18 protein-coding genes are annotated in these 21,506 nt (G+C 71.9%); 8 read left to right on the plus strand and 10 right to left on the minus strand.

The window, feature by feature from the left end; translation table 11 throughout:
- Window positions 1-14: 14 nt before the first annotated feature.
- Window positions 15-2,378, minus strand: coding sequence for an excinuclease ABC subunit UvrA (locus H9Y04_RS14775; protein WP_187814269.1), 2,364 nt, complete (start codon window positions 2,376-2,378; stop codon window positions 15-17).
- Between the two features lie 221 nt (window positions 2,379-2,599).
- Window positions 2,600-3,616, minus strand: a complete 1,017-nt coding sequence (locus tag H9Y04_RS14780) for an LLM class flavin-dependent oxidoreductase (protein ID WP_187814270.1) — start codon at window positions 3,614-3,616, stop codon at window positions 2,600-2,602.
- 52 nt (window positions 3,617-3,668) lie between these two features.
- On the opposite strand from H9Y04_RS14780, the gene H9Y04_RS14785 reads away from it, so the two are divergent.
- Window positions 3,669-4,157, plus strand: a complete 489-nt coding sequence (locus H9Y04_RS14785) for a phosphatase domain-containing protein (protein ID WP_187814271.1) — start codon at window positions 3,669-3,671, stop codon at window positions 4,155-4,157.
- Between the two features lie 61 nt (window positions 4,158-4,218).
- Here H9Y04_RS14785 and H9Y04_RS14790 read toward each other — a convergent pair whose 3' ends face one another.
- Window positions 4,219-4,434, minus strand: a complete 216-nt coding sequence (locus tag H9Y04_RS14790) for a dodecin (RefSeq protein ID WP_187814272.1) — start codon at window positions 4,432-4,434, stop codon at window positions 4,219-4,221.
- 243 nt (window positions 4,435-4,677) lie between these two features.
- On the opposite strand from H9Y04_RS14790, the gene H9Y04_RS14795 reads away from it, so the two are divergent.
- The gene (locus tag H9Y04_RS14795; protein ID WP_187814273.1) at window positions 4,678-5,943 is read left to right on the plus strand and encodes an extracellular solute-binding protein; all 1,266 of its coding nucleotides are present in this window, start codon (window positions 4,678-4,680) and stop codon (window positions 5,941-5,943) included.
- A gap of 182 nt (window positions 5,944-6,125) precedes the next feature.
- A complete protein-coding gene (locus H9Y04_RS14800) occupies window positions 6,126-6,944 on the plus strand; it encodes a TIGR02452 family protein (protein WP_187814274.1) in 819 nt (272 codons plus the stop codon).
- 26 nt (window positions 6,945-6,970) lie between these two features.
- On the opposite strand, the gene H9Y04_RS14805 is transcribed toward H9Y04_RS14800, so the two are convergent.
- The gene (locus H9Y04_RS14805) at window positions 6,971-7,426 is read right to left on the minus strand and encodes a type II toxin-antitoxin system PemK/MazF family toxin (RefSeq protein ID WP_187814275.1); all 456 of its coding nucleotides are present in this window, start codon (window positions 7,424-7,426) and stop codon (window positions 6,971-6,973) included.
- A gap of 98 nt (window positions 7,427-7,524) precedes the next feature.
- On the opposite strand from H9Y04_RS14805, the gene H9Y04_RS14810 reads away from it, so the two are divergent.
- Window positions 7,525-8,586 (plus strand): glycosyl hydrolase family 18 protein, encoded by a 1,062-nt coding sequence (locus H9Y04_RS14810; protein ID WP_187814276.1) that lies wholly within the window; start codon window positions 7,525-7,527, stop codon window positions 8,584-8,586.
- A 28-nt stretch (window positions 8,587-8,614) separates the two neighbouring features.
- Here the strand turns inward: H9Y04_RS14810 and H9Y04_RS14815 are convergent, their stop codons facing one another.
- From H9Y04_RS14815 to H9Y04_RS14825, 3 genes are all read right to left on the minus strand, one after another.
- Window positions 8,615-10,081, minus strand: a complete 1,467-nt coding sequence (locus tag H9Y04_RS14815) for a flotillin family protein (protein ID WP_187814277.1) — start codon at window positions 10,079-10,081, stop codon at window positions 8,615-8,617.
- A 123-nt stretch (window positions 10,082-10,204) separates the two neighbouring features.
- Entirely contained in the window at window positions 10,205-10,408 is a 204-nt protein-coding gene (locus H9Y04_RS14820; protein ID WP_187814460.1) for an NfeD C-terminal domain-containing protein, read from the minus strand.
- A gap of 57 nt (window positions 10,409-10,465) precedes the next feature.
- Complete coding sequence (locus H9Y04_RS14825; protein ID WP_187814278.1) at window positions 10,466-11,875, minus strand: amidase; 1,410 nt, start codon at window positions 11,873-11,875, stop codon at window positions 10,466-10,468.
- Between the two features lie 105 nt (window positions 11,876-11,980).
- Here H9Y04_RS14825 and H9Y04_RS14830 point away from each other — a divergent pair, with 105 nt between their 5' ends.
- Entirely contained in the window at window positions 11,981-13,030 is a 1,050-nt protein-coding gene (locus tag H9Y04_RS14830; RefSeq protein WP_236070802.1) for a LacI family DNA-binding transcriptional regulator, read from the plus strand.
- A gap of 18 nt (window positions 13,031-13,048) precedes the next feature.
- Here H9Y04_RS14830 and H9Y04_RS14835 read toward each other — a convergent pair whose 3' ends face one another.
- Window positions 13,049-14,050 (minus strand): LacI family DNA-binding transcriptional regulator, encoded by a 1,002-nt coding sequence (locus tag H9Y04_RS14835; protein WP_308800980.1) that lies wholly within the window; start codon window positions 14,048-14,050, stop codon window positions 13,049-13,051.
- 232 nt (window positions 14,051-14,282) lie between these two features.
- Between H9Y04_RS14835 and H9Y04_RS14840 the strand changes: the two genes are divergently transcribed.
- Both H9Y04_RS14840 and H9Y04_RS14845 read left to right on the plus strand, forming a co-directional pair.
- Window positions 14,283-15,452: a 4-hydroxybenzoate 3-monooxygenase gene (locus H9Y04_RS14840; RefSeq protein WP_187814281.1), complete on the plus strand. Its 1,170-nt coding sequence runs from the start codon at window positions 14,283-14,285 to the stop codon at window positions 15,450-15,452.
- Window positions 15,453-15,526: 74 nt separating this feature from the next.
- Window positions 15,527-16,963, plus strand: coding sequence for a benzaldehyde dehydrogenase (locus H9Y04_RS14845; RefSeq protein WP_187814282.1), 1,437 nt, complete (start codon window positions 15,527-15,529; stop codon window positions 16,961-16,963).
- Window positions 16,964-17,063: 100 nt separating this feature from the next.
- On the opposite strand, the gene H9Y04_RS14850 is transcribed toward H9Y04_RS14845, so the two are convergent.
- Entirely contained in the window at window positions 17,064-17,465 is a 402-nt protein-coding gene (locus H9Y04_RS14850) for a thioredoxin family protein (protein WP_308800981.1), read from the minus strand.
- 150 nt (window positions 17,466-17,615) lie between these two features.
- Between H9Y04_RS14850 and H9Y04_RS14855 the strand changes: the two genes are divergently transcribed.
- Window positions 17,616-19,052, plus strand: a complete 1,437-nt coding sequence (locus H9Y04_RS14855) for a dihydrolipoyl dehydrogenase family protein (RefSeq protein ID WP_187814284.1) — start codon at window positions 17,616-17,618, stop codon at window positions 19,050-19,052.
- A gap of 75 nt (window positions 19,053-19,127) precedes the next feature.
- Here the strand turns inward: H9Y04_RS14855 and H9Y04_RS14860 are convergent, their stop codons facing one another.
- Window positions 19,128-21,482, minus strand: coding sequence for a lysylphosphatidylglycerol synthase transmembrane domain-containing protein (locus H9Y04_RS14860; RefSeq protein ID WP_187814285.1), 2,355 nt, complete (start codon window positions 21,480-21,482; stop codon window positions 19,128-19,130).
- Window positions 21,483-21,506 lie beyond the last annotated feature (24 nt).

Genomic DNA, 21,506 nt, shown 5'->3' on the forward strand with positions numbered 1-21,506 from the left:
CAGCGGCCGGTGCATCAACTCCCCAGCCGGGCCGCCAGATACGAGGCGGTCCGGCTGCCGGCCGTACGGGCGACCTCGGCGGGCGGGCCCGCCGCCACGATGCGGCCGCCGTCGGCGCCGCCGCCCGGACCCAGGTCGATCACCCAGTCCGCGCCCGCGACCACGTCCATGTCGTGCTCGACGACGATGACGGTGTGGCCGGCGTCGACCAGACCGTGCAACTGGCGCATCAGCACCTCGACATCGGCCGGATGCAGCCCGGTGGTCGGCTCGTCGAGCAGATACAGAGTGTGTCCGCGCCGCGTGCGCTGCAGTTCCGTGGCGAGCTTGATCCGCTGGGCCTCGCCGCCCGACAGCTCCGTCGCGGGCTGCCCGAGCCGCAGATGTCCGAGGCCCACGTCCAGGAGCGTCTGCAAGGAGCGGGCGGCGGCGGGGATCCCGGCGAGGAACTCCGCGGCCGCCTCCACGGACAGGTCGAGCACCTCGGCGATGGAACGGCCCCGGTAAGCGACCTGCAGTGTCTCGGAGTTGTAGCGGGCGCCGTGGCAGTCCGGGCAGGGGGAGTACGTGCTGGGCAGGAAGAGCAGCTCCACCGAGACGAAGCCCTCCCCCTGGCAGGTCTCGCACCGGCCCCCGGCCACGTTGAACGAGAACCGCCCGGCCTTGTAACCGCGTGCCCGCGCCTCGTCGGATTCCGCGAAGACCTTCCGTACGACGTCGAAGAGCCCGGTGTACGTGGCGAGATTGGAGCGCGGGGTACGGCCGATGGGCCGCTGGTCGACCTGGACGACGCGGTCGACCGCACCGTCGAGGCGGCCGGGGCCCGGCTCGCCCGCCAGCAGTGGCGCGAGGGCCTGGCCGACCAGGGTGGTCTTGCCCGATCCCGAGACGCCGGTGACGGCTGTGAACACCCCGAGTGGGAACTCGGCGTCGACCCCGCGCAGATTGTGCAGCTCGACGCCTGTGAGCTTCAACCAGCCGTCAGGTGTACGGAGTTCACGTACCGGAGCGCTGTCGCGGGCGAACAGATGGCGGGCCGTGGCCGACTCGGCGACATCCGCGAGCTCCGCGACCGGGCCGCTGTGCAGCACCCGGCCGCCGTGCTCGCCGGCTCCGGGTCCCACATCGACCAGCCAGTCCGCCTCGCGGACGACCTCCAGGTGGTGTTCGACGACGAAGACCGAGTTTCCCGCGGCCTTGAGGCGGCGCAGTACCGCGAGCAGTGCCTCGGTGTCGGCCGGATGCAGACCGGCGGACGGCTCGTCGAGTACGTAGACCACGCCGAACAGGCCCGACCGCAACTGCGTGGCAAGGCGCAGGCGTTGGAGCTCGCCGGCGGACAGGGTGGGCGTCGGGCGGTCGAGGGCCAGATAGCCGAGGCCGAGTTCGGTGACGACCGCGATCCGGGCGAGCAGATCGGCGGTGAGCACCTGGACGGTCTCGTCGCCGTGGGCTTCGGCGAGCAGGGCGGCCAGGCGGTCGAGGGGGAGCGCGGCCAGTTCGGCGATGGTGCGGCCCGCAAAGGTGACGGCGAGTGCCTCGGGTCGCAGCCGGCTGCCGCCGCAGGTCGCGCACGGGGTGCTCTCGAGGAAGCGCTCGGCCTTGCTCCGCAGGGTCTGGCTCTTCGACTCCGCGAAGGTCTTCAGGACGTAGTGCCGAGCGCTCATGTACGTGCCCTGGTAAGGGCGTTGGATCCGCTCGGCGTCGCGCACCGGATGCACGGTGGCGACCGGCTGCTCCTCCGTGAACAGGATCCAGTCGCGGTCCGCCTGCTTCAGCTCCCGCCAGGGCCGGTCCACGTCGTAGCCGAGGGCGTCCAGGATGTCCCGCAGGTTCTTGCCCTGCCACGCGCCGGGCCAGGCGGCGATCGCGCCCTCGCGGATCGAGAGGGAGGGATCGGGGACGAGCAGGTCCTCGGTGGTGCGGTGGACGCGGCCCAGGCCGTGGCAGGCGGGGCAGGCGCCGACGGCGGTGTTCGCAGAGAAGGCGTCCGAGTCGAGGCGCTCGGCGCCGGCCGGGTAGTCGCCCGCGCGGGAGAAGAGCATGCGCAGCGAGTTGGACAGGGTGGTGACCGTGCCGACGCTGGAACGCGAGGTCGGCGTCGTACGGCGCTGCTGGAGCGAGACCGCCGGGGGCAGGCCGGTGATCTCGCCGACCTTCGGGGCGCCGATCTGGTGGATCAGCCGGCGGGCGTACGGGGCGACCGATTCGAAGTAGCGGCGCTGGGCCTCGGCGTAGACGGTGCCGAAGGCGAGGGAGGACTTGCCGGATCCGGAGACGCCGGTGAACACGACGAGGCGGTCGCGGGGGATGTCGACGTCCACGGATCGGAGGTTGTGCTCGCGGGCTCCGCGGATGCGGATTTCTTGGTCGTGCATGTGGGGGTGCTCCGGGGTGGGGTTGGCCCCATTGTCCCAGGTCGGGGCTTGTTGGGCGCGGGTGGGTGGGGGTGCGGGTCGGTGCGCCTGCGGCGGGCTCTTCTCCCCGCCCCGCCCCTTCCCGAAACCGGGGCTGCGCCCCGGACCCCGGCATCCGAACTTCGTTCGGATCTGCTCAAACGCCGCAGGGGCTGGATGGTCTGCTCAAACGCCGCAGGGGCTCAAAGGTTCGCCAGCCGTGCGAACGACGCCAGCAGCTCGTCGCGGTCGTACGTCGAGGTCGTGACCATCACCTCGTCCGCGCCCGTCGCCGTGATCACCTCCGCCAGTGCGGCTGCCACCTCGGTCTCCGTGCCGTACAGCTTGCCCTGGAGTCCCGACTCGAAGAGTTCGCGCTCCTTGGGGGTCATGTCGCGGGCCAGGGTCTCCTCGACGGGCTCCAAGGCCGGGAAGACGCCGTGTGTACGGGAGTACGCCATCGACCACGCCTCGGGGATCAGGAGCCGGCGCGCCGCCTCGGCCGTCTCGCCGATCGCGACCTCGCCCGCGATCATCACGTACGGCTCGTCCGCCCAGACGGAGGGCTTGAATCCGTCGCGGTAGCGGCCGATCGCCGCCACCATCCGCGCGCGGCCGCGCAGATCGCCGATCACCAGCGGCAGCCCGGCGTCCGCCGCGATGTCCGCGCCCTCGCCCATCGCCAGGACGAACGGCGGTATCCGCCGCCCCTCCGCGGGATACGCGTGCACCTGGGGGTGGGCCGTCTGCGTGCCGGTGAGATAGCCGAGCAGCACCTCCAGCTGGCCGGCAAAGTCCTCCGCGTCGTCCTTGTCGTGCCCGAGCGCCTTGCGCACCCCGCCCGTGAAGCCGACGCTGCGACCGAGCCCCATGTCGATCCGGCCGGGATACAGCGCGTCGAGCACCCCGAACTGCTCGGCCACGACCAGGGGTTGGTGGTTCGGCAGCATCACGCCACCCGTGCCCACCCGGATCGTGGAGGTGGCCGCCGCGATACCCGCGGCGAGCACGGTCGGCGCCGAACCCGCGACACCGGGCACGCTGTGGTGCTCGGCCACCCAGAAGCGGTGGAACCTGCCGAGCGCCTCCACCTGCTGCGCGAACCGCACCGTGTCCCGCAGTGAGCGCGCGGGATCCTGCCCGGTGCGCGTACGGGAGCGGTCGAGTACGGAGAGACGGGTCCGTGCGAGGGCTGAGGCGGCTGCGTCGGCGGAAGTCACGTCCCGTACAACGCTCGCGAACGCTCAGGATTCCCTGGTTAGGGTGGGTGCCATGGATGCCGTACGCCGCCCGGTCGCCGTGTTCGACCTGGACAACACCCTCGCCGACACCGCACACCGGCAGCGCTTCCTGGAGCGCAAGCCGCGCGACTGGACCGGATTCTTCGCCGCGGCACCCGAGGACCTGCCGCTCGCGCGCGGCATCGAGCTGGTCCTGCAGAGCGCCGAGGAGTGCGAGATCCAGTACCTCACCGGCCGCCCCGAGCGCTGCCGCGCCGACACCGTGGCGTGGCTCGCGCGGCACGGGCTGCCCGAGGGCCGGATGCACATGCGGCGCGACAGCGACCGCAGGCCCGCCCGCATCACCAAGCTCGAGGTGCTGCGCAGGCTGGCCCGCGGCCGTGAGGTGCGGATGCTCGTGGACGACGACGAGCTGGTGTGCGACGCCGCCGAACGCGCCGGCTTCAAGGTCGTACGGGCCCGCTGGGCCGACTCCTCGCAGGCCCTGAAGGAGGCGCAGGAGACCGAAGGCCGCACCTGAGGGTGAGGGGGCGGCGACGCCGAAGCACGTGAGCGGGCGGTGGCACCGAAGCCGCTGGCCGTTACTCGGTGTCCTCCAGGCGGAAGCCCACCTTCAGACCCACCTGGAAGTGGGCCACCTCACCGTTCTCGATATGGCCGCGCACCTGCGTCACCTCGAACCAGTCAAGACCCCGCAGCGTCTGCGCGGCACGGGCGATCCCGTTGTGTACGGCCTGGTCGATTCCTTCCGTGGAGGTGCCGACGATCTCCGTGACCCGGTACGTGTGGTCCGACATGGCGGTCGCACTCCTTTGGGGTGGTCGATTCGGTCACTCCACGGTGCCTGATACGAAGGTGCCGCGCGAGATGGAGGGGAAGGCTCCGTGAGCACCATGTGTCACGGAGTGAGATGGGACCCCCAGGCCTCTTGACCGACGCATTGGTACATACCAAACTCCAGGGCCACACCCGTCCAAGCGTCACCGCGCTTTCCCCCACGTCGGGCCATCCTCTCTGTCCCTGCGCTGAAGGTGAGCCGCGTGAAGCACCGCACCGTCGCTCTGCCCCTTTCCCTCTTGACGCTGGCTGCGCTGACAGGCTGCGGAAGCTTGTCCATGGGCGGGTCACAGGAGCGTGACAAGGTCACGGTGTGGCTGATGCAGAACAGCGCATCGAAGGGCTTCCTCGCGAAGTTCGAGAAGGAGTACGAGGCCGAGAACGGCGATGTGGACCTCGACATCCGTATCCAGGAGTGGACAGGCATCGGCGAGAAGGTCAACGAGGCCTTGGCGAGCGACGACGCGAGCGCTCCCGATGTGATCGAGATCGGCAACACCCAGGTGGCGCAGTACGTCGACCAGGGCGGAGTGCTCGACCTGTCCCTGGAGTCGATGCGGGACCTCGGCATGGAGGACTGGCTGCCGGGTCTCGCCGAGCCCGGCTCCGTCGACGGCTCCCAGTTCGGCATCCCGTGGTACGCGGCCAACCGTGTCGTGCTCTACAACAAGGACCTGTTCGCCGCCGCGGGCATCAAGAATCCGCCGAAGGACCGTGAGGAGTGGATCGCCCAGACGGAGGAGCTCAACTCCGGCTCGCAGCAGGGCATTTACCTCGCCGGCCAGGACTGGTACACCCTCGCCGGATTCATCTGGGAGGAGGGCGGCGAACTCGCCGTCGACAAGGACGGCACCTGGACCGGCACGCTGGAGAGCCCTCAGGCCCTCGCGGGAATGGACTTCTACGCGCGGTTGCAGGCGCTGGGCAAGGGCCCGAAGGACGCCGACGAACAGACGCCGCCGCAGACCGACGTGTTCGCGAAAGGGAAGGTCGCCCAGATCATCACCGTGCCGGGTGCCGCGAAGCTGATCGAGGAGGCCAACCCCGAACTCGCCGGAAAGATCGGCTACTTCCCCGTACCGGGCAAGCAGGCGGGCCGGCCGGGTGCGGTCTTCACCGGCGGCTCCGACCTCGTCATCCCCGAGCGCACCGACCAGGAGTGGGCGGCGATGAACGTGGTCAAGGCGCTTGCGGGCGAGCGCTGGCAGAAGGAACTGGCCACGACCATGGACTACGTCCCCAACAAGACCACGCTGGCCTCGGTGGTCGACGGGAAGCCGGGCGTGGCCGCGATGGCCGAAGGTGCGGTCCGTGGCCGCGCCACGCCCAACTCCCCGCGCTGGGCGGCCGTCGAGGCCGACAACCCGATCAAGCGCTACATGACGGACGTCCTGACGGGTGCGGACCCGGAGGAGACCGCGCGCGAGGCCTCGCGGCAGATCACGAAGCTCCTCGACACGCACGAATAGCAGGTGGAGAAGGGGCAGAGGCCGGGCGGGCGGGGGCAGACGAGGCCGGGGACAGGCCAGCGGGGGACAGGCCAGGCGGGGCCAGACCAGGCGGGCAGCGGAAGAATTCCGTTGCCCGCGCCGCCCCCTCGCCCGCAGGATGCGTGGTGACGCACTACCGCACCACCACGGGGGATTCACCGATGAGCGCACGCCTGCGCCAGCTCGCCAGGGCGACCGAGACCATCGTCGCAGCGGGGAGCTACACCTCGCCCGCCGGCCGCACTGTCGATCTCAAGGCGGACATCGAGGCCGCACGCGCCGGTACGGAGCTGCACGGCCCCGGCCCGGTTGCCTGCGCCCCCGACGCCGCGTACACCACGGAGTTCGAGGTCACCGGGGAGAGCAGCACCCAGGCGGCCCGCCGCCTCGCGAGCGGGACCGGCCGGCCCGTCGCCGTGCTCAACTTCGCCTCCGCCCGCAATCCCGGCGGCGGCTTCCTGAACGGGGCCCAGGCCCAGGAGGAGGCGCTCTGCCGCGCCTCCGCCCTGTACACGTGTCTGCGGGAGGCGCCCGAGTTCTACGCGTACCACCGCGAGCACCGCGACGCCTTCTACACGGACCGGGTCGTCCACGCGCCGGCGGTGCCGGTGTTCCGCGACGACAGCGGCAAGCTGCTCGAAGAGCCGTACCGCGTGGGCTTTCTGACCTCGCCCGCCCCGAACGCGGGAGTCATCCGCCGCAGCCGCCCGGACGAGGCGCACCGCATCGGGGCGGCGCTCGCCGCGCGCGCCGAACGCGTCCTGGAGACCGCCGTCGCCCACGGCTACCGGCATCTGGTCCTCGGTGCCTGGGGCTGCGGTGTGTTCCAGAACGATCCGGCCCAAGTGGCCGGTGCCTTCCGGGAGTTGCTCACCGGTGGCGGACGCTTCGCCGGGCACTTCGAGCGGGTGGTGTTCGGCGTGCTCGACCGGCAGGGCAGCACCCGCGCCGCGTTCGAGCACGCCTTCCCGAAGCCGTAGCGCTCAGCTCACCGGGACCGCCCGGTTCAGCTCCACCCGTACCGCTCGCGCAGCTTGAGCGCCACCAGCTGGAACCGTCCCCGGTCCAGCGCACACGCCTCACGGCGCATCCCACGCTCGTGGATCCGCAGGACCCGGTCCAGGTCCACCCAGGACTCGCGGCCCGAGCTGTCCCAGGGCCCGCTGCCGAGCGCGACCCACTCTCGGTCGTGGTCATGGCGCTTGCTGGACAGCTGGATGCCGAGCAGGGTGCCGGCGGCCTCGCGGGCCACGATGAGGACAGGACGGTCCTTGCCCCGGCCGTCGTTCTCCTCGTACGGCACCCAGGTCCACACGATCTCGCCGGGATCGGGATCACCGTCGTGCGCGGGCGCGTACTCCATGTGGACGGCGCCCACCTCGTGCGGCTCGGCCTCCGCCGTCGCATGCGGTCCGCCGCGGCCCGGTACGCAGTCCTGCGTGGCCGCCTGCTGTTCCGTCATTCCTGCTCCACCCTCCATACGCTCCGGTGGGGTCACGTTAGGGCCTGTCCGGAGCAGCCCGCAGCGCGGGGAGCGCACAGGGACCACAGGCTCGGCTCATGTCAGCCCGTATCGCACTCGCCGCCGCAGCCCTCGCCCTGACCCTCGCCGCCGCACCTCCGCCCGCACCGGGGCAGCCGTCCGGCAACGACCAGGAGGTGGCCCCCGCGCCGCGTACGGTCTCCGGCTGGCTGCCGTACTGGGAGCAGGAGGCCGCGTACCGCACCGCGCTGCGCCACCGGGACCAGCTGCACACCGTCAGCCCGTTCTGGTACGAGGCGAAGGACGACGGCCGCGTCGCGCCGCACATGGGCGCGGGCGACAAGCGGGTGATCGACGGGCTGCACAAGGCCGGGATCAAGGTGGTGCCCACGGTGCACGAACGCCTCGGGCCCGGCCGGCTCGCCGCCCTCGTCACCGACCCGAAGCGCCGCGCCCGGCATCTCGACGCCCTGATGACGACGGTACGCAGCCGCGCGTACGACGGTCTCGACATCGACTACGAGACCCATGCGACCAGCCCGGACGACCGGTACGAAGAAGTCCGCGCCCGGTACGCCGAGTTCATCACCGAGCTGTGCCGCCGCCTGCACGCCGAGCGCAAGCAGTGCATCACCACCGTGTCGCCGCAGGCGCGCGGCAACGGCCGGATCTGGGACTACCGGCGGCTCGGCGCTGTCAGCGACCGGCTGCGGATCATGGCGTACAACCTGCACTGGGCGGGCGGAAAGCCCGGGCCCGTCTCCTCGCCCGACTGGTACGAGGACATCCTGAAGCACGCCACGCGGCTCGTGCCCAGGGAGAAGATCGAGATGGCGCTGCCCGCGTTCGGCTGGGACTGGGCCGCCAGCGGCAAGCCGACCCGCGCCCGCGGTGTCACCTGGCAGTCCGCGGAGGAGCTGCGCCGCAAGGTCGGGGCCCGCTACCGGTTCGATCCGGTGTCGAAGACGCCCCACTTCTCGTACACGGAGAAGAAGCAGCGGCGCGAGGTCTGGTACCAGGACGCGCGCGGCACCGAGGCCCATCTGCCGGTGCTGCGCAAGCACGGGGTCCGCAACACGGCGCTGTGGGCGCTGAACTTCGAGGACCCCGCACTGTGGCGGACGCTGGCCCGGGGGTGAGACCGGGCCGACGTCCTTGCGGGCCGGGTCAGTCCGCCTTGTGGGGTGCGTCCTCGTCCAGCGGCACGGGTTCCGTCCTCATGGCCTCCACCGGTACGGATTCCGTCCTGGCCGGCCCGCTCCCGTTGACCAGCGCGTCGAGCCGGCCTTCCCCGTTCACCTGCCCGCTGCCGTTCATCGCCGCCATCAGCTGGCGTGCGAGACCGAGCCCGGTTCCGCCCATGGTGAGGGCCTTCGCGAACAGATCGCTCATGCCGTCGGCCCCGTTGAGCACCACCATGTTGTCCACCGACTCGAAGGCGCCGGCGCCCGCGCGGACGATCTCCGGCCAGTTCTCGGCCAGTTGCTGGGCGATCACCGCCTCCTGGTTCCGCGCGAGCGCCTCCGCCCGCGCCTTGATGGCATCCGCCTCGGCCAGACCCTTGGCCCGTACCGCCGCGGCCGCCGCCAGACCCCGCGCCTCGGCCGCGGCGGCGTCCGCCTGACCGGTCACCCGGGTCGCCGCCGCGTCGGCGGCGCCGGCCAGTTCGGTCTCCTTGGCCTGTGCCTCGGCGGCCGAGACGCGGGCGTCGCGTTCGGCCTCGGCGAGGGTGCGGGTCTCGTACGCCTTGGCGTCCGCGGGCTTGCGGACATCGGCCTGCAGCTGCTGCTCCCTGCGCCGCGCCTCCAGCTCCGCGACCCGCGTCTCCTGCACCACGACCTCCTGCCGCGAGGCCGCCTCGGCGAGCGGGCCGGCCTGCGCCGACTCGGCGCTCGCCCGGTCCCGTTCGGCCTTGTAGCCGGCCTGCAGGATCTCGCTGTCCCTGGTGGCCTCCGCCATCCGCGCCTGTGCCTGCTGCTCGGCCTCGGTGGCCCGCCGGTTGGCCTCCGCCTGGGCGATCCGCGCATCGCGCTGGACGGCCGCGGCGTGCGGCATCGCCAGGTTCTGGATGTATCCGGTCGGGTCCTCGATCTCGTGGATCTGCAGCGAGTCCACGATGAGACCCAGCTTCTCCATCTCCGTACCGCACGCGGCCCGGGTCTGCCCCGTCAGCTTGTCCCGGTCACGGATCATGTCCTCGACCGTCAACCCGCCCACGATGGACCGGAGATGACCCGCGAAGACGTTGTGCACGCGCTCGGCCATCAGACGCTGCTGGTCGAGGAAGCGGCGGGCCGCGTTGGCGATCGACACGAAGTCGTCGCCGACCTTGAAGATCACCACACCACGGACCTTGAGCGGAATGCCCTGGTGGGTGACGCAGTCCACGGACAGCTCGGTCTCGTTGAGATCCAGCGAGAGCCGCCGTACGGCCTGTACCCCGGGCATGACGAGCGTGCCGCGCCCGGTCACGATCCGGAACCCCATGCCCTCGCCGAGTCCTTCGGTGCGGTGCTTGGAACCGGAGATGACCAGCGCCTCATTGGGTTCGGCGACCCGCCACATGGCCTTGAACAGGATCACGACGACGACCAGAGCGCCGACCGCGAGCCCCACTACGATGCCGATCCCCATCGGCAACCCCCCTTGTCAACGGCGCCGACCGGCGCCGTGTGGGGAGTGTCCTGCCCGGCCCGGCAGCGGTGAAGACACCGGGGAGGTGTTGTTGCGGTCCTGACGAAATCGGCCGCCGGTACGTCAAGTTCCGTATGCCGCCTGGACATAGACGGTCCGCGGTGGCTGGTACTCGACGATCATCACCACCGTGCCGGTGTCGATCCGGTCCTTCGCCGAGGCGGGATACGCGAGGAAATGCTCCGCGCCGCCCCGGATCCGCACGATCACCTCGCCGACGAGCCCGGGCCCGACCGTGCCGGTCACCCGTCCTGTCAGGCCCACCATCGACGTCTCGTCCACGCGTTCACTGTACGGCTCAACTGACCCTCCGCAGGCGGCGGTTCAGACACTCACGGCCGCGTCGGGCCACTGCTCGTACCACTTGAGCTCGCTCTCCAGCTGCGCCGCCAGCGAGATCAGGAGCGGCTCGCTGCCCTCCGGTCCGAGAAGCTGTGCCCCCAGCGGCAGACCGGCCTCGGTGAATCCGGCGGGCACGTTCACGCCGGGCCAGCCGAGCACGTTCCAGGTCCATGCGTAGGGGCAGGCCGCGATCATCGCCTGGTCCGTGCGCAGCCCGCCCATCCGGGAGATGGTGTCGACCCGCGGCGGGGGAGTGGCGGTGGTGGGCGCCAGGATCACGTCGTACGAGGAGAACAGCGCCCCGACCCGCCGGTGCAGCCGCGCCTCCGCCTTGCGCGCGGCCCGCAGCGGCGCCCCGCCGAGCAGCCGGCCGAGGCGGGCGGCTTCGCGCGTGCGCGGATCGAGCAGCGAGGGGTCCGGCACACGCTCCACCCACTCGGCGATCCCCGCGGTGGCGCGCGGCACGAAGGTGAGCCCGATCCGTCCGTACGAGGGGTCGGCGGACTTGACGGTGTGGCCGAGCGCGGCGAGCTTCTCGGCGAGAGCGGTGACGGCGCCGCGCATCTCGGGGTGCAGCCGCTTGGGCGTGGCCGTGAACGGCATCTTGAAGGAGAGCGCGATCCGCAGCCGCCCCGGCTCGCGCCCGGCGGCCTCGGCCGCGCGGATCGCGGGCGGCCGGTGCAGATCGCCCTCGTGGCTGCCGCTCGCGCAGTCGAGAAGGAGCGCCGCGTCCGCGACCGTGCGGGCGAGCGTCCCGTTGACCGTGATGCCCTGGAAGGCCTCGGCGTCCGGCCAGGACGAGATCCGGCCGCGCTGCGGCTTGATCCCGACGAGATGCGTCCAGGCGGCCGGGATCCGTACCGAACCCGCGCCGTCCGACCCGAGCGCGGCCGGCACAAGACCGGCGGCGACGGCGGCCGACGAGCCGCCGGACGAACCGCCCGGTGTGTGGCCGGTGTTCCAGGGGTTGCGGGTGTTGCCGAAAGCCGGACCCTCGGCGTGCGGCCACTGCCCCAGTTCGGAGGTATTCGTCTTCCCGACGATCACGGCACCGGCCGCCCGCAGCCGCCGTACGGCCTCCGCGTCCCGCTCCTTGACGGGAAAGTCCCCGGCGCAGCCGAACGCCGTCGGCTCCCCGGCGACGTCCATGTCGTCCTTCACCGCGACCGGTACGCCGAGCAGCGGCAGCCGCTCACCGGACGCGAGGCGCCGGTCGGCCTCGCGGGCCTCGGTGAGCGCGGCCTCGGCCCGTATCCGGCGAAACGCGTTGAGCGAGGACTGGGTCGCCTCGATCCGGGCGAGACTCTCCTCGACGAGGGCGACGGAGGACTGCTCACCGGCGGCCAGCGCCCGGGCGGTCTCGGCGAGGCCTGCGGTACGGGCGGGTGTCATGGGCCACCTCGGGGGTCGGCTGCACGGGCAGGACCGCACGTTACCGGCCGGTAAGGGTGTGCGGTAAGGGGTGGCACAAGTCCGTCTGGAAGGATGCGGCACGTCATGGTGCAGATTCCGAAACAGGCGGGACAGCCGCCCATCGAGAGCGAGGAAGCGCAGGGGCCCCGGCCGGTACCGACCAGCGCCGATGTGGCCCGGCTCGCCGGTGTGTCCCGTGCGACGGTCTCGTACGTCCTGAACAACACCTCTTCCGTCCGCATCAGCGAACCCACCCGGCACCGCGTGCGCGCCGCCGCCGAGGAGCTCGGCTATGTGCCGCACGCCGCCGCGCGCAGTCTGCGCGCCGGGCATTCGCGGATGGTCCTGATGCCCGCCTCGCACGTCCCGGTCGGCCCGCTGTTCAGCCACTTCCTCAACGAGCTGCACTGGGCACTGCGCCGTCTCGACTACACCGTCGTCCAGTACGGCAGCGTCGGCATGGGCGGCGACGAGGCCGCCCGGGCGTGGGCGGAGCTGCGGCCGGTGGCCGTGTTCGTGCCCGGCATGCTCGCGCCGGGGCAGGTCGAGGTGCTCAAGCGGGCCGGTGCGAAGGCCGTGGTCACGCTGGGGCCCGAGCGGGTCGCGGGCGCGCATGCGCTGCTCATGGACCACCGCGAGGTCGGACGCTGCGCGGGTGCGCATCTGGTGGAGCGCGGCCGGCGGCGGATCGGGGTCGTGGTGCCCGCGGAGACGGGCCTGCAGGTGTTCTCCGAGCCGCGTCTCCAAGGCGTCCGTGAGGCGGCCGCCGCGGCGGGCGCCGAGGTCGTGCCGCTGCCCCTCGCCTATACGGAGGAGTCGGCGGCCGAACTGGCGGGGCGCTGGCGGGCGTTGGGCCTGGACGGCGTGTTCGCGTACAACGACGAGTACGCGATGCTCCTGATGCGGGCGCTGCAGGACGCGGGCGTCGAGGTGCCCGGCGAGACGGCCGTGATCGGCGCCGACGACCTGCTGCTCGGCAGGCTCGTCCGCCCCCGGCTCAGCACCGTCCATCTGAAGATGCCGTCGGGGCAGGTACTCGCCGAGCTGCTCGACCGGGTTGTGCGCGCGCCGGGCGCCGGGCCCGAGGTGCACGATCTGCTTGCGGCTTCGATGGTGGTGCGGGAGTCCAGCTGAGCCGGTGCCGTGACCTGCTCACGCGGGCGCGGCGGTCGACCCCCGTACCTGCAGCTGGACGGGGACAGCTTCCGGATCCATCGGGGCGGACCCCTGCATCTGCCGGAGCAGCGCCTCGCCCGCGAGCCGGGCGAGGCGCCCGCGCGGCACGCCCACCGTGGTCAGCGCGGGCGAGGAGTAGCGCGCCATCTCGATGTCGTCGAAACCGGTCACGGAGACGTCCTCGGGCACCCGCACCCCGAGGTCCTTGAACCGGGCGAGCGCGCCGAGCGCCACGAAGTCGTTGTACGCGACCACCGCGCGCGTGCCGCCTTCGAGAGCCGAGGGCGCCGCCTCGTATCCGGCCTCCATGGTCGCGCCGCACGGGACGGCGCGGAACGTGAGCCCGAAGTCCTCCGCGGCGGCGAGCGCACGCAGCCGTTCGGCGTTGGCCCAGGAGGCCTCCGGGCCGGCGAGATAGACCACCTCGCGGTGGCCGAGCTGCGCGAGGTGCCCGCAGACCGCGAGCATGCCGCGGAAGAAGTCCGCGGTGATGGTGTGCAGTTCGAGGCCGAGCAGCACCCGGTTGGCGACCACCATCGGGTGGCCGCGCCGGACGAGATCGGCCAGGTCCGAGCGCGGCATCCGCGGTGAGCACAGCAAGATGCCGTCCGAGTGCCGGATCAGATCGTCCGCGAGCTCCCGCTCCTCGTACGGGTCCTCGCCCGAGTCCATCACCAGGACCCGGCGCCCGCTGCCGCGCGCCACGTCGGACAGCGCCTTGAGCATGTCGTGGAAGTACGGGTTGGCGAGATCGGGCACCAGGACGCCGATCGTGCCCGAACGCCCCCGCGCGAGGCCCTGCGCCGCCGCGTTCGGCCGGTAGCCGAGCTCGACGATGACCTGCCGTACGCGCTCCGCGAGCGCCGCGTCCACCGAGTCCACGCCGTTGACCACGCGCGAGACCGTCGAGATCGAGGCGCCCGCCGCGCGCGCCACGTCGCCGATGGTCGTCCGGCGCTGCCGATTGGACGTCGCCACCCCTGTCACCCCCACCGTGCCCCGCCCTGTCGGAGCGGGAAGGTCATTGCGCGCAAAGTAGCAGGTGGGTGGAGTGGGGTCAGCGGGAGGAGAGGGACGGGTTCCCGTTGTGCGGCAGTGCGTTGACAGGGGCCCGGCCGAGATCGAGACTCATAGCGCTCTCGGCTGAAGGGGAGGCGGCGATGACCAGCGACGCGGCACGCCCGGACGGCCGTCGGGGGTGTCCTGCCTGATGCGCACCCGTGTCGGCATCATCGGCGGCGGTCCCGCGGGGCTGCTGCTTGCCCGGCTCCTTCACCTCGAAGGCATCGACTGCGTGGTCCTGGAGGCCCGCACCCGTGCGTACGCGGAACAGCGCCAGCGCGCCGGCATGCTCGAACAGGGCACGGTCGAGGCCCTGCGCGCCTGCGGCGCCGGCGCCCGGCTCGACGCAGAAGGCCTGGTGCACCACGGCATCGAGCTGCGCTTCGACCGCACCCGCCACCACATCGACTTCCCGTCCCTGGCCGGCCGCACGGTCACGATCTATGCGCAGACGGAGATCGTGAAGGATCTGATCGCGCTCCAACTGGCCGACGGGCCACCGCTGTTGTTCGAGGCCGAGGCGTACGAGATCGAGAAGCCGGACAGCGGCTCGCCGCGCATCCTGTTCCGCCACGAGGGACGCGAGCAGACTCTGGAGTGCGACTGGGTGGTCGGCGCGGACGGCTTCCACGGCATCTCCCGGCCCGCGATCCCCGCGCAGCGCACCTACGGCCGCGACTACCCGTACTCCTGGCTCGGGATCCTGGCCGATGTGCCGCCCTCCTGCGAGGAGTTGATCTACGCGCGCGGGCAGGACGGCTTCGCCCTGCACAGCATGCGCTCGCCCGCCGTGTCACGGCTCTACCTCCAGGTACCGAACGGCACGGATCCGGCCGACTGGCCCGACGAGCTGATCTGGGACACGCTCGACGCCCGCTTCGCCACCGACGACGGCTGGCAGCTCGCCCGCGGGCCGATCACTGCCAAGTCCGTGACACCGATGCGCAGTTACCTCACCGAGCCCATGCGGTACGGAAGGCTGCTGCTCGCCGGGGACTCGGCGCACATCGTGCCGCCGACCGGGGCCAAGGGTCTCAATCTGGCCATCTCCGACGTACGGCTCCTCGGGCGTGCCTTCGCGCATCTGGAGCGGACCGGGAGCGAGCAACTCCTCGATTCCTATTCACAGTTGTGCCTCGAACGTGTGTGGCAAGTCACCCGATTCTCGTTCGACATGACTACGATGTTGCACGCTCAACCAGGTGGGGGCGCCTTCGAGGAGCGGCTGCAGCATGCCCGGCTGCGCCGCATCGCGGAATCCCCCCATGCGGCCGCCGAACTGGCCGCGCTCTACACGGGACTTCCCCTGGGGAGCTGACGGTCCACGCTGCGGACCGCGGCTCCTCACCTCGACCGACTGTCGATGCCACGTCGACTGATTGGAGCCATGGCATGCCCCTGCTCGACCCCAAGACCTGGCAGTCCCGGCCGCTCGGCGGCGGCGAGCACGCCGTGACCGAGCCCGCCACCGGCGAGGAACTCGCCAGGGTGATGCTGGCTTCCCCCGAGGACGTGGCGACCGCGACGGCCGCCGCGCGCGCCGCCCAGGCCGCATGGGCGGCCACCCCGCACTTCGTGCGCGCCGCCGTGCTGCGCAAGGCCGGCGACCTGTTCTCCGAGCATGCCGAAGAGCTCAGCGAGTGGCTGGTGCGCGAGTCCGGCTCCATACCCGGCAAGGCCGGCTTCGAACTGCACGTCGCGGCCCAGGAGTGCTACGAAGCGGCGGCGCTCGCCTCCCGGCCCACCGGCGAGGTGCTGCCCACCGAGGCCCCGCGCCTGTCGTACACGCGGTGCGTCCCCGTCGGCGTCACCGGCGTGATCGCCCCGTTCAACGCCCCGCTGATCCTGTCGATACGTTCCGTCGCCCCGGCGCTCGCGCTCGGCAACGCGGTGGTGCTCAAGCCCGATCCCCGTACGGCCGTCTGCGGCGGTCTCTTCCTGTCCGCGGTCTTCGCGGAGGCCGGCCTGCCCGAGCACCTCCTGCATGTGCTGCCGGGCGGCCCCGAGGTCGGCCGGTCGCTGGTCGCCGACCCGCTGGTCCCGGTCATCTCCTTCACCGGCTCCACCGCGGCGGGCCGCGCCGTGGGCGAGGCCGCGGGCCGCCACCTCAAGCGCGCCCACCTGGAACTCGGCGGCAACTCCGCCCTGATCGTCCTGGAGGACGCCGACCTGGACGCGGTGATCTCCACCGCGGCCTGGGGCTCGTTCTTCCACCAGGGCCAGATCTGCATGACCACCGGCCGCCACCTCGTGCACGCCTCGGTCTACGAGGAGTACGTGGAGCGCCTGGCCGCCAAGGCCGACTCGCTCGCCGTCGGCGACCCACACCGCGCCCAGGTCCACCTCGGCCCGCTGATCGACTCCGGCCAGCTCGCCAAGGTGCACGGCCTGGTCACCGCGAGCACCAAGAGCGGTGCGCGGCTCGCGGCGGGCGGCGCCCACGAGGAGCTGTTCTACCGGCCGACCGTCCTCGCCGACGTCGACGAGACCTCGCCCGCGTACGCCCAGGAGGTCTTCGGCCCGGTCGCGCCCATACGGTCCTTCGGCACGCTCGACGAGGCAGCGGCGCTGGCCGCGGACAGCGAATACGGGCTCTCGCTCGGCATCGTCACCCGCGACACCGCCCGCGGCCTGGCCCTCGCGGACCGGATCCCGACCGGCATCGTGCACATCAACGACCAGACCGTGAACGACGAGGCCGTCGCCCCCTTCGGCGGCATCGCGGCCTCCGGCACGGGCGCGCGCTTCGGCGGCGCGGCCAACATCGAGGCGTTCACGGACGTCCGCTGGACGACCGTGCGCGGGGACGTGGCGGGCTACCCGTTCTAGGCCACCTGAAAGCGACGGCTACCCGTTCCGGGCCACGCGAAAGGGGGCGTCGTATCCGCGGATACGACGCCCCCTTTCCACGTAGGGCCGGAAACCTGGCCTATTCCGGCTGACCGTTCTGGCCGGCCTGTTCCGCCTGCTTGGCCTGCTCGACGGCGACCTGCTTGCGGACCTCGTCCATGTCCACCTTGCGGGCCTGCCCGATCACGTCCTCGAGCGCCGACTCCGGCAGCGCTCCGGGCTGGGCGAAGATCGCGACCTTGTCGCGGATGATCGCGAGCGTGGGGATCGACTGGATGCCGAAGGCGGCGGCCAGCTCGGGCTGCGCCTCCGTGTCGACCTTGCCGAAGACCAGGTCGTCGTGGCGCTCCGAGGCACCCTCGTAGACCGGCCCGAACTGCCGGCACGGGCCGCACCACTCGGCCCAGAAGTCGATGAGGACGAACTCGTTCTCGGTGACGATCTCGTCGAAGTTTTCCTTGGTGAGTTCAAGGGTGCTCACGGTGTTCCTACCATTTCGCCGACGGCTGCTGGCTGCCCCGCACAACTGCGGGAGTCTCCGGTCTATTCCGGGACGGATGTCGCTGACGAATCCGTGCCGGGTCGACTGCCCCTGTGGCCACGGACTACACCTGCCACCAGACTGGCGTTCATGGGACAGGCACATGTGGAGACGACCGAATACGACGTGGTGGTCATCGGCGCGGGACCGGTGGGCGAGAACGTCGCCGATCGCGTACGGGCCGCGGGCCTGAGCTGCGCGGTGGTGGAGAGCGAACTGATCGGCGGCGAGTGCTCGTACTGGGCGTGCATGCCCAGCAAGGCGCTCCTGCGCCCGGTGATCGCCCGTTCCGACGCCCGTAAGGTGCCGGGGCTGAGCGCCGCGGTGCAGGGCCCGCTGGACACGGCCGCGGTGCTCGCCAACCGGGACGCGTTCACCAGCCACTGGAAGGACGACGGCCAGGTGGACTGGCTGGAAGGCATCGGCGTCCGGATCTACCGGGGCCACGGCCGCCTCGACGGCGCCCGCCGGGTCAAGGTCAAGGGCCCCGAGGGCGAGCGCCATGTGCTCGCCGCCCGGCACGCCGTCGCCGTCTGCACGGGGACGCGCGCCGCCCTGCCGGACCTGCCGGGCCTGGCCGGCGCCCGCGCCTGGACCAGCCGCGAGGCGACCAGCGCGGCCGCGGCGCCCGGGCGGCTGATCGTGGTCGGCGGGGGAGTGGTGGCCACCGAGATGGCCACCGCATGGCAGGCGCTCGGCTCCCAGGTCACTCTGCTCGTACGGGGAGCAGGGCTGCTGCCGCGTATGGAGCCGTTCTGCGGGGAACTGGTCGCCGACGCGCTGCGCGAGGCCGGCGCGGACGTGCGCACCGAGACCTCCGTGACCTCGGTATCCCGCGCGGGAGAGACCGTCACCGTGACCCTCTCGGACGGTTCCACCGTCGAGGCCGACGAGATCCTGATCGCCACGGGGCGCGCGCCGCGCACCGACGACATCGGCCTGGAGTCGGTGGGGCTCACCCCGGGCGAGTACCTGGAGGTGGACGACAGCTGCCGCGTCGCCGGCAGCGACTGGCTCTACGCGGTCGGCGACGCCAACGGTCGCGCGCTCCTCACCCACCAGGGCAAGTACCAGGCGCGGATCGCCGGCGCGGCGATCGCGGCCCGCGCCCAGGGCGTACCGCTCCTGGAGACGGACCGCTGGGGTGCGCACGCGGCCACGGCCGACCACGACGCGGTGACCCAGGTGGTCTTCACCGACCCGGAGGTCGCCTCCGTCGGCCCCACCCTCGCCGAGGCGGAGCGCGCCGGGCGCCGGGTGCGCGCCGTCGACTACGAGATGGGCTCGGTCGCGGGCGCGTCCCTGTATGCCGACGGCTACCGGGGCCGCGCCCGCATGCTGGTCGACCTCGACCGCGAGGTGGTCATCGGCGTCACGTTCGCGGGCCCGGGCGCGGGCGAACTGATCCAGGCCGGCGCGATCGCGGTGGCGGGCGAGGTCCCGGTCGACCGCCTGTGGCACGCGGTCCCGGCGTATCCGACGATCAGCGAGGTGTGGCTGCGGCTCCTTGAGACGTATCGCGGCTGAGGCCTCTGTGTGCGCGGCCGGCCGCCGGGGGAAACCCTCCGGCGGCCGGCCGTGTCCTGCACCCGGTTCCGTACCTCAGAGCGCTTCGCGCTTCTGCAGCCACGTCGTGGCGATCCAGCCGGGGACGATCGGGAGCCAGAACGTCAGGAGGCGGAAGAGGATCACGGCGGAGAACGCCGTCGAGCCGCTGATGCCCGTCGCCGCCGTGAGACCGCCCGCAAGGAGCGCCTCCACCGCGCCGAGGCCGCCGGGCGTCGGCACGAAGGAACCGGCCGTCTTGCCGATCAGGAAGACGACGGCGACCGTGGCGAACTGCACCTGCTTCTCGTCCTCGAACGCGAGCACCGAAGCCCACAGCGCCGCACTGCCGGCGATCGGCAGCAGGAACGCGCCGCCGATGCCGAACGACAACCGCACCGGATCACGGGCCAGTTCGAGCATCCGCGGGCCGACATCGCTGAAGTACGGCTTCACGCGGTCCAGCGCGAACTTCCGCAGGCGCGGCACCGTCGCGACGAGCACCGCGATCAGCGCCACCGCGAGCAGCACCGTCACGATCACCGACGAGGGCGGCAGCTGCGAGCCCGTGGACGAACCCGACAGCGAACCGAAGAGCATCACCAGGAGCAGGAACGCGCCGAACATCGCGATCTGCGAGGCCGCCATGCATGTCACGGCCAGGCCGGAGGCCACCCCGGCCTTCTGCAGGAAGCGGGTGTTCACGGCGAGCCCGCCGACCGCTGCCGGCGTGACGAGCGTGACGAACGAGGCCGCGAGCTGGGCCAGCAACAGCCGCCAGTAGAGCAGCCGTTGGGGCACGAACCCGGCCAGGTTCATCGCGGCCGCCACATAGGTCACGGCGGCACCGGCGAGCGCGAGGAGCGCCCACGGCCAGTCGATCCCCTTGAACAGATCACCGATCGGCTGCTTGGCGAACTGCCCGATCAGGAAGTACACGGCGACACAGCCGCCGAGCGCCGACAGGATCGTGCGCGGCTGCAGCCGTTCGTACACCACGGCCTTCGCCGGCGGAGTCTCCGGCTGGGTCGCGAGGATCTCCTTGCCCACCTGCTCCAGGACACCCTTGTTCCGGCGCAGGCGTGAACGGGTCGTCAGGCTCAGGCCCGCGGGCCGCAGCAGCGGCAGTACGGCACCGAGCGTGTCGTCGCCCAGCACAGTGCGCGCCGTGCGCACGGCACGCTCGGGGTCGGTCAACAGGCCGAGTGTGACGAGGAGTTCCGCATCGTCGAGCCGGTGCTGCAGCGCGGCGGTGGCGACACCGCCCGCTTCGAGCCGGGTCAGCCACACCTTGCCGTCCTCGCCGACGAGAAACGCGTCGGCGGACATCCGGCGGTGGCTGATCTGATGCCGATGCAGATTCTCCGCGACCTGCCAGACCTCGGTGAGCAGCTCGTCGGTGACCTCCTCGGGTGCGAGGCGGTCGAGGGTGCGGCCCGGCACCTCGTCGTACGCGAGCAGCACCGCGTCGGCGCCGAGCTTGCGTACGGCGGCCAGGCGCGGGGTGCGGATGCCGCTGTGCTGCACGGCGAGCGCGAGCAGGGTGCGCTGCTCGACCAGATGCTGCAGGGACACCAGGCCCTGGCTCTGCGCGGGCCGGCGCAGCCGCAGCCGCTGGTACAGCCGGTACGCCAGACCGGCGGTGATCCGGTCGCGGTCGAGGACGGTCACCGTGAACCGTTCGTCGGTGTCGGTGAAGGCCTCGTAACGCCGTGTGCCGTCCCGCGCGTTGGCGATCCGCCTGCTGGTCACCGGCGGCAGATCCGTCTCGGCGAGCGCCGCCGCGACCTCCGCGTCGGTCGGCGAGGGATCGGTCGTGCCGCGCAGCCAGCGCACCGCGAACGCGACGAGGCGGCCGAGCAGGAACGTCAGGAGTATGCCGGGCAGCGTCGCGGTGTTCCCGACGAGCGCGGCGAGCGCGGTGACGACGAGACCGCCCCAGGCGGCGTTGCGCAGCATGTAGCGGTCGGCGAAGCCGACGACCGTGATGAACGCGACGACGGTGGCGATGTAGAGGTGCAGCGGGGAGGTGTTCCCGCCCGTGCCGTGCGTCTGCGCGAGGGCGCGCTGCAGGACACCGGGCGCGGGCCCGAGGACGTAGATGTTGAGACCGAGCGCCGCGAGATACGCGATGAGCGCGGCGAGCACGCCGTTGGTGACGAGCCGGGCCTCGCCTCTGACCAGCCGCTCGACGGCGACGAACGCGGGCACCGCGGCCATCACCACACCGGCGGCGAAGACGATCGGGGCGAGCAGCAGATCCGGCACGGCCCGCTGGAGGATCGCGAGCCCGGTCACAAGGAGGATCCCGGCCACCGCGAGGATCAGCCGGACCCGGTCCACCGGGCGCCGGGTCGGGCCCCGGCGTGCCGAGACGACCCCGCCGCTCTTCGCGTTGCCGCTCAGCGTCACCAGTGTCAGCCGTCCGCCCGTTGA

Source organism: Streptomyces polyasparticus, from assembly GCF_014493765.1.
GTDB lineage: Bacteria > Actinomycetota > Actinomycetes > Streptomycetales > Streptomycetaceae > Streptomyces > Streptomyces polyasparticus.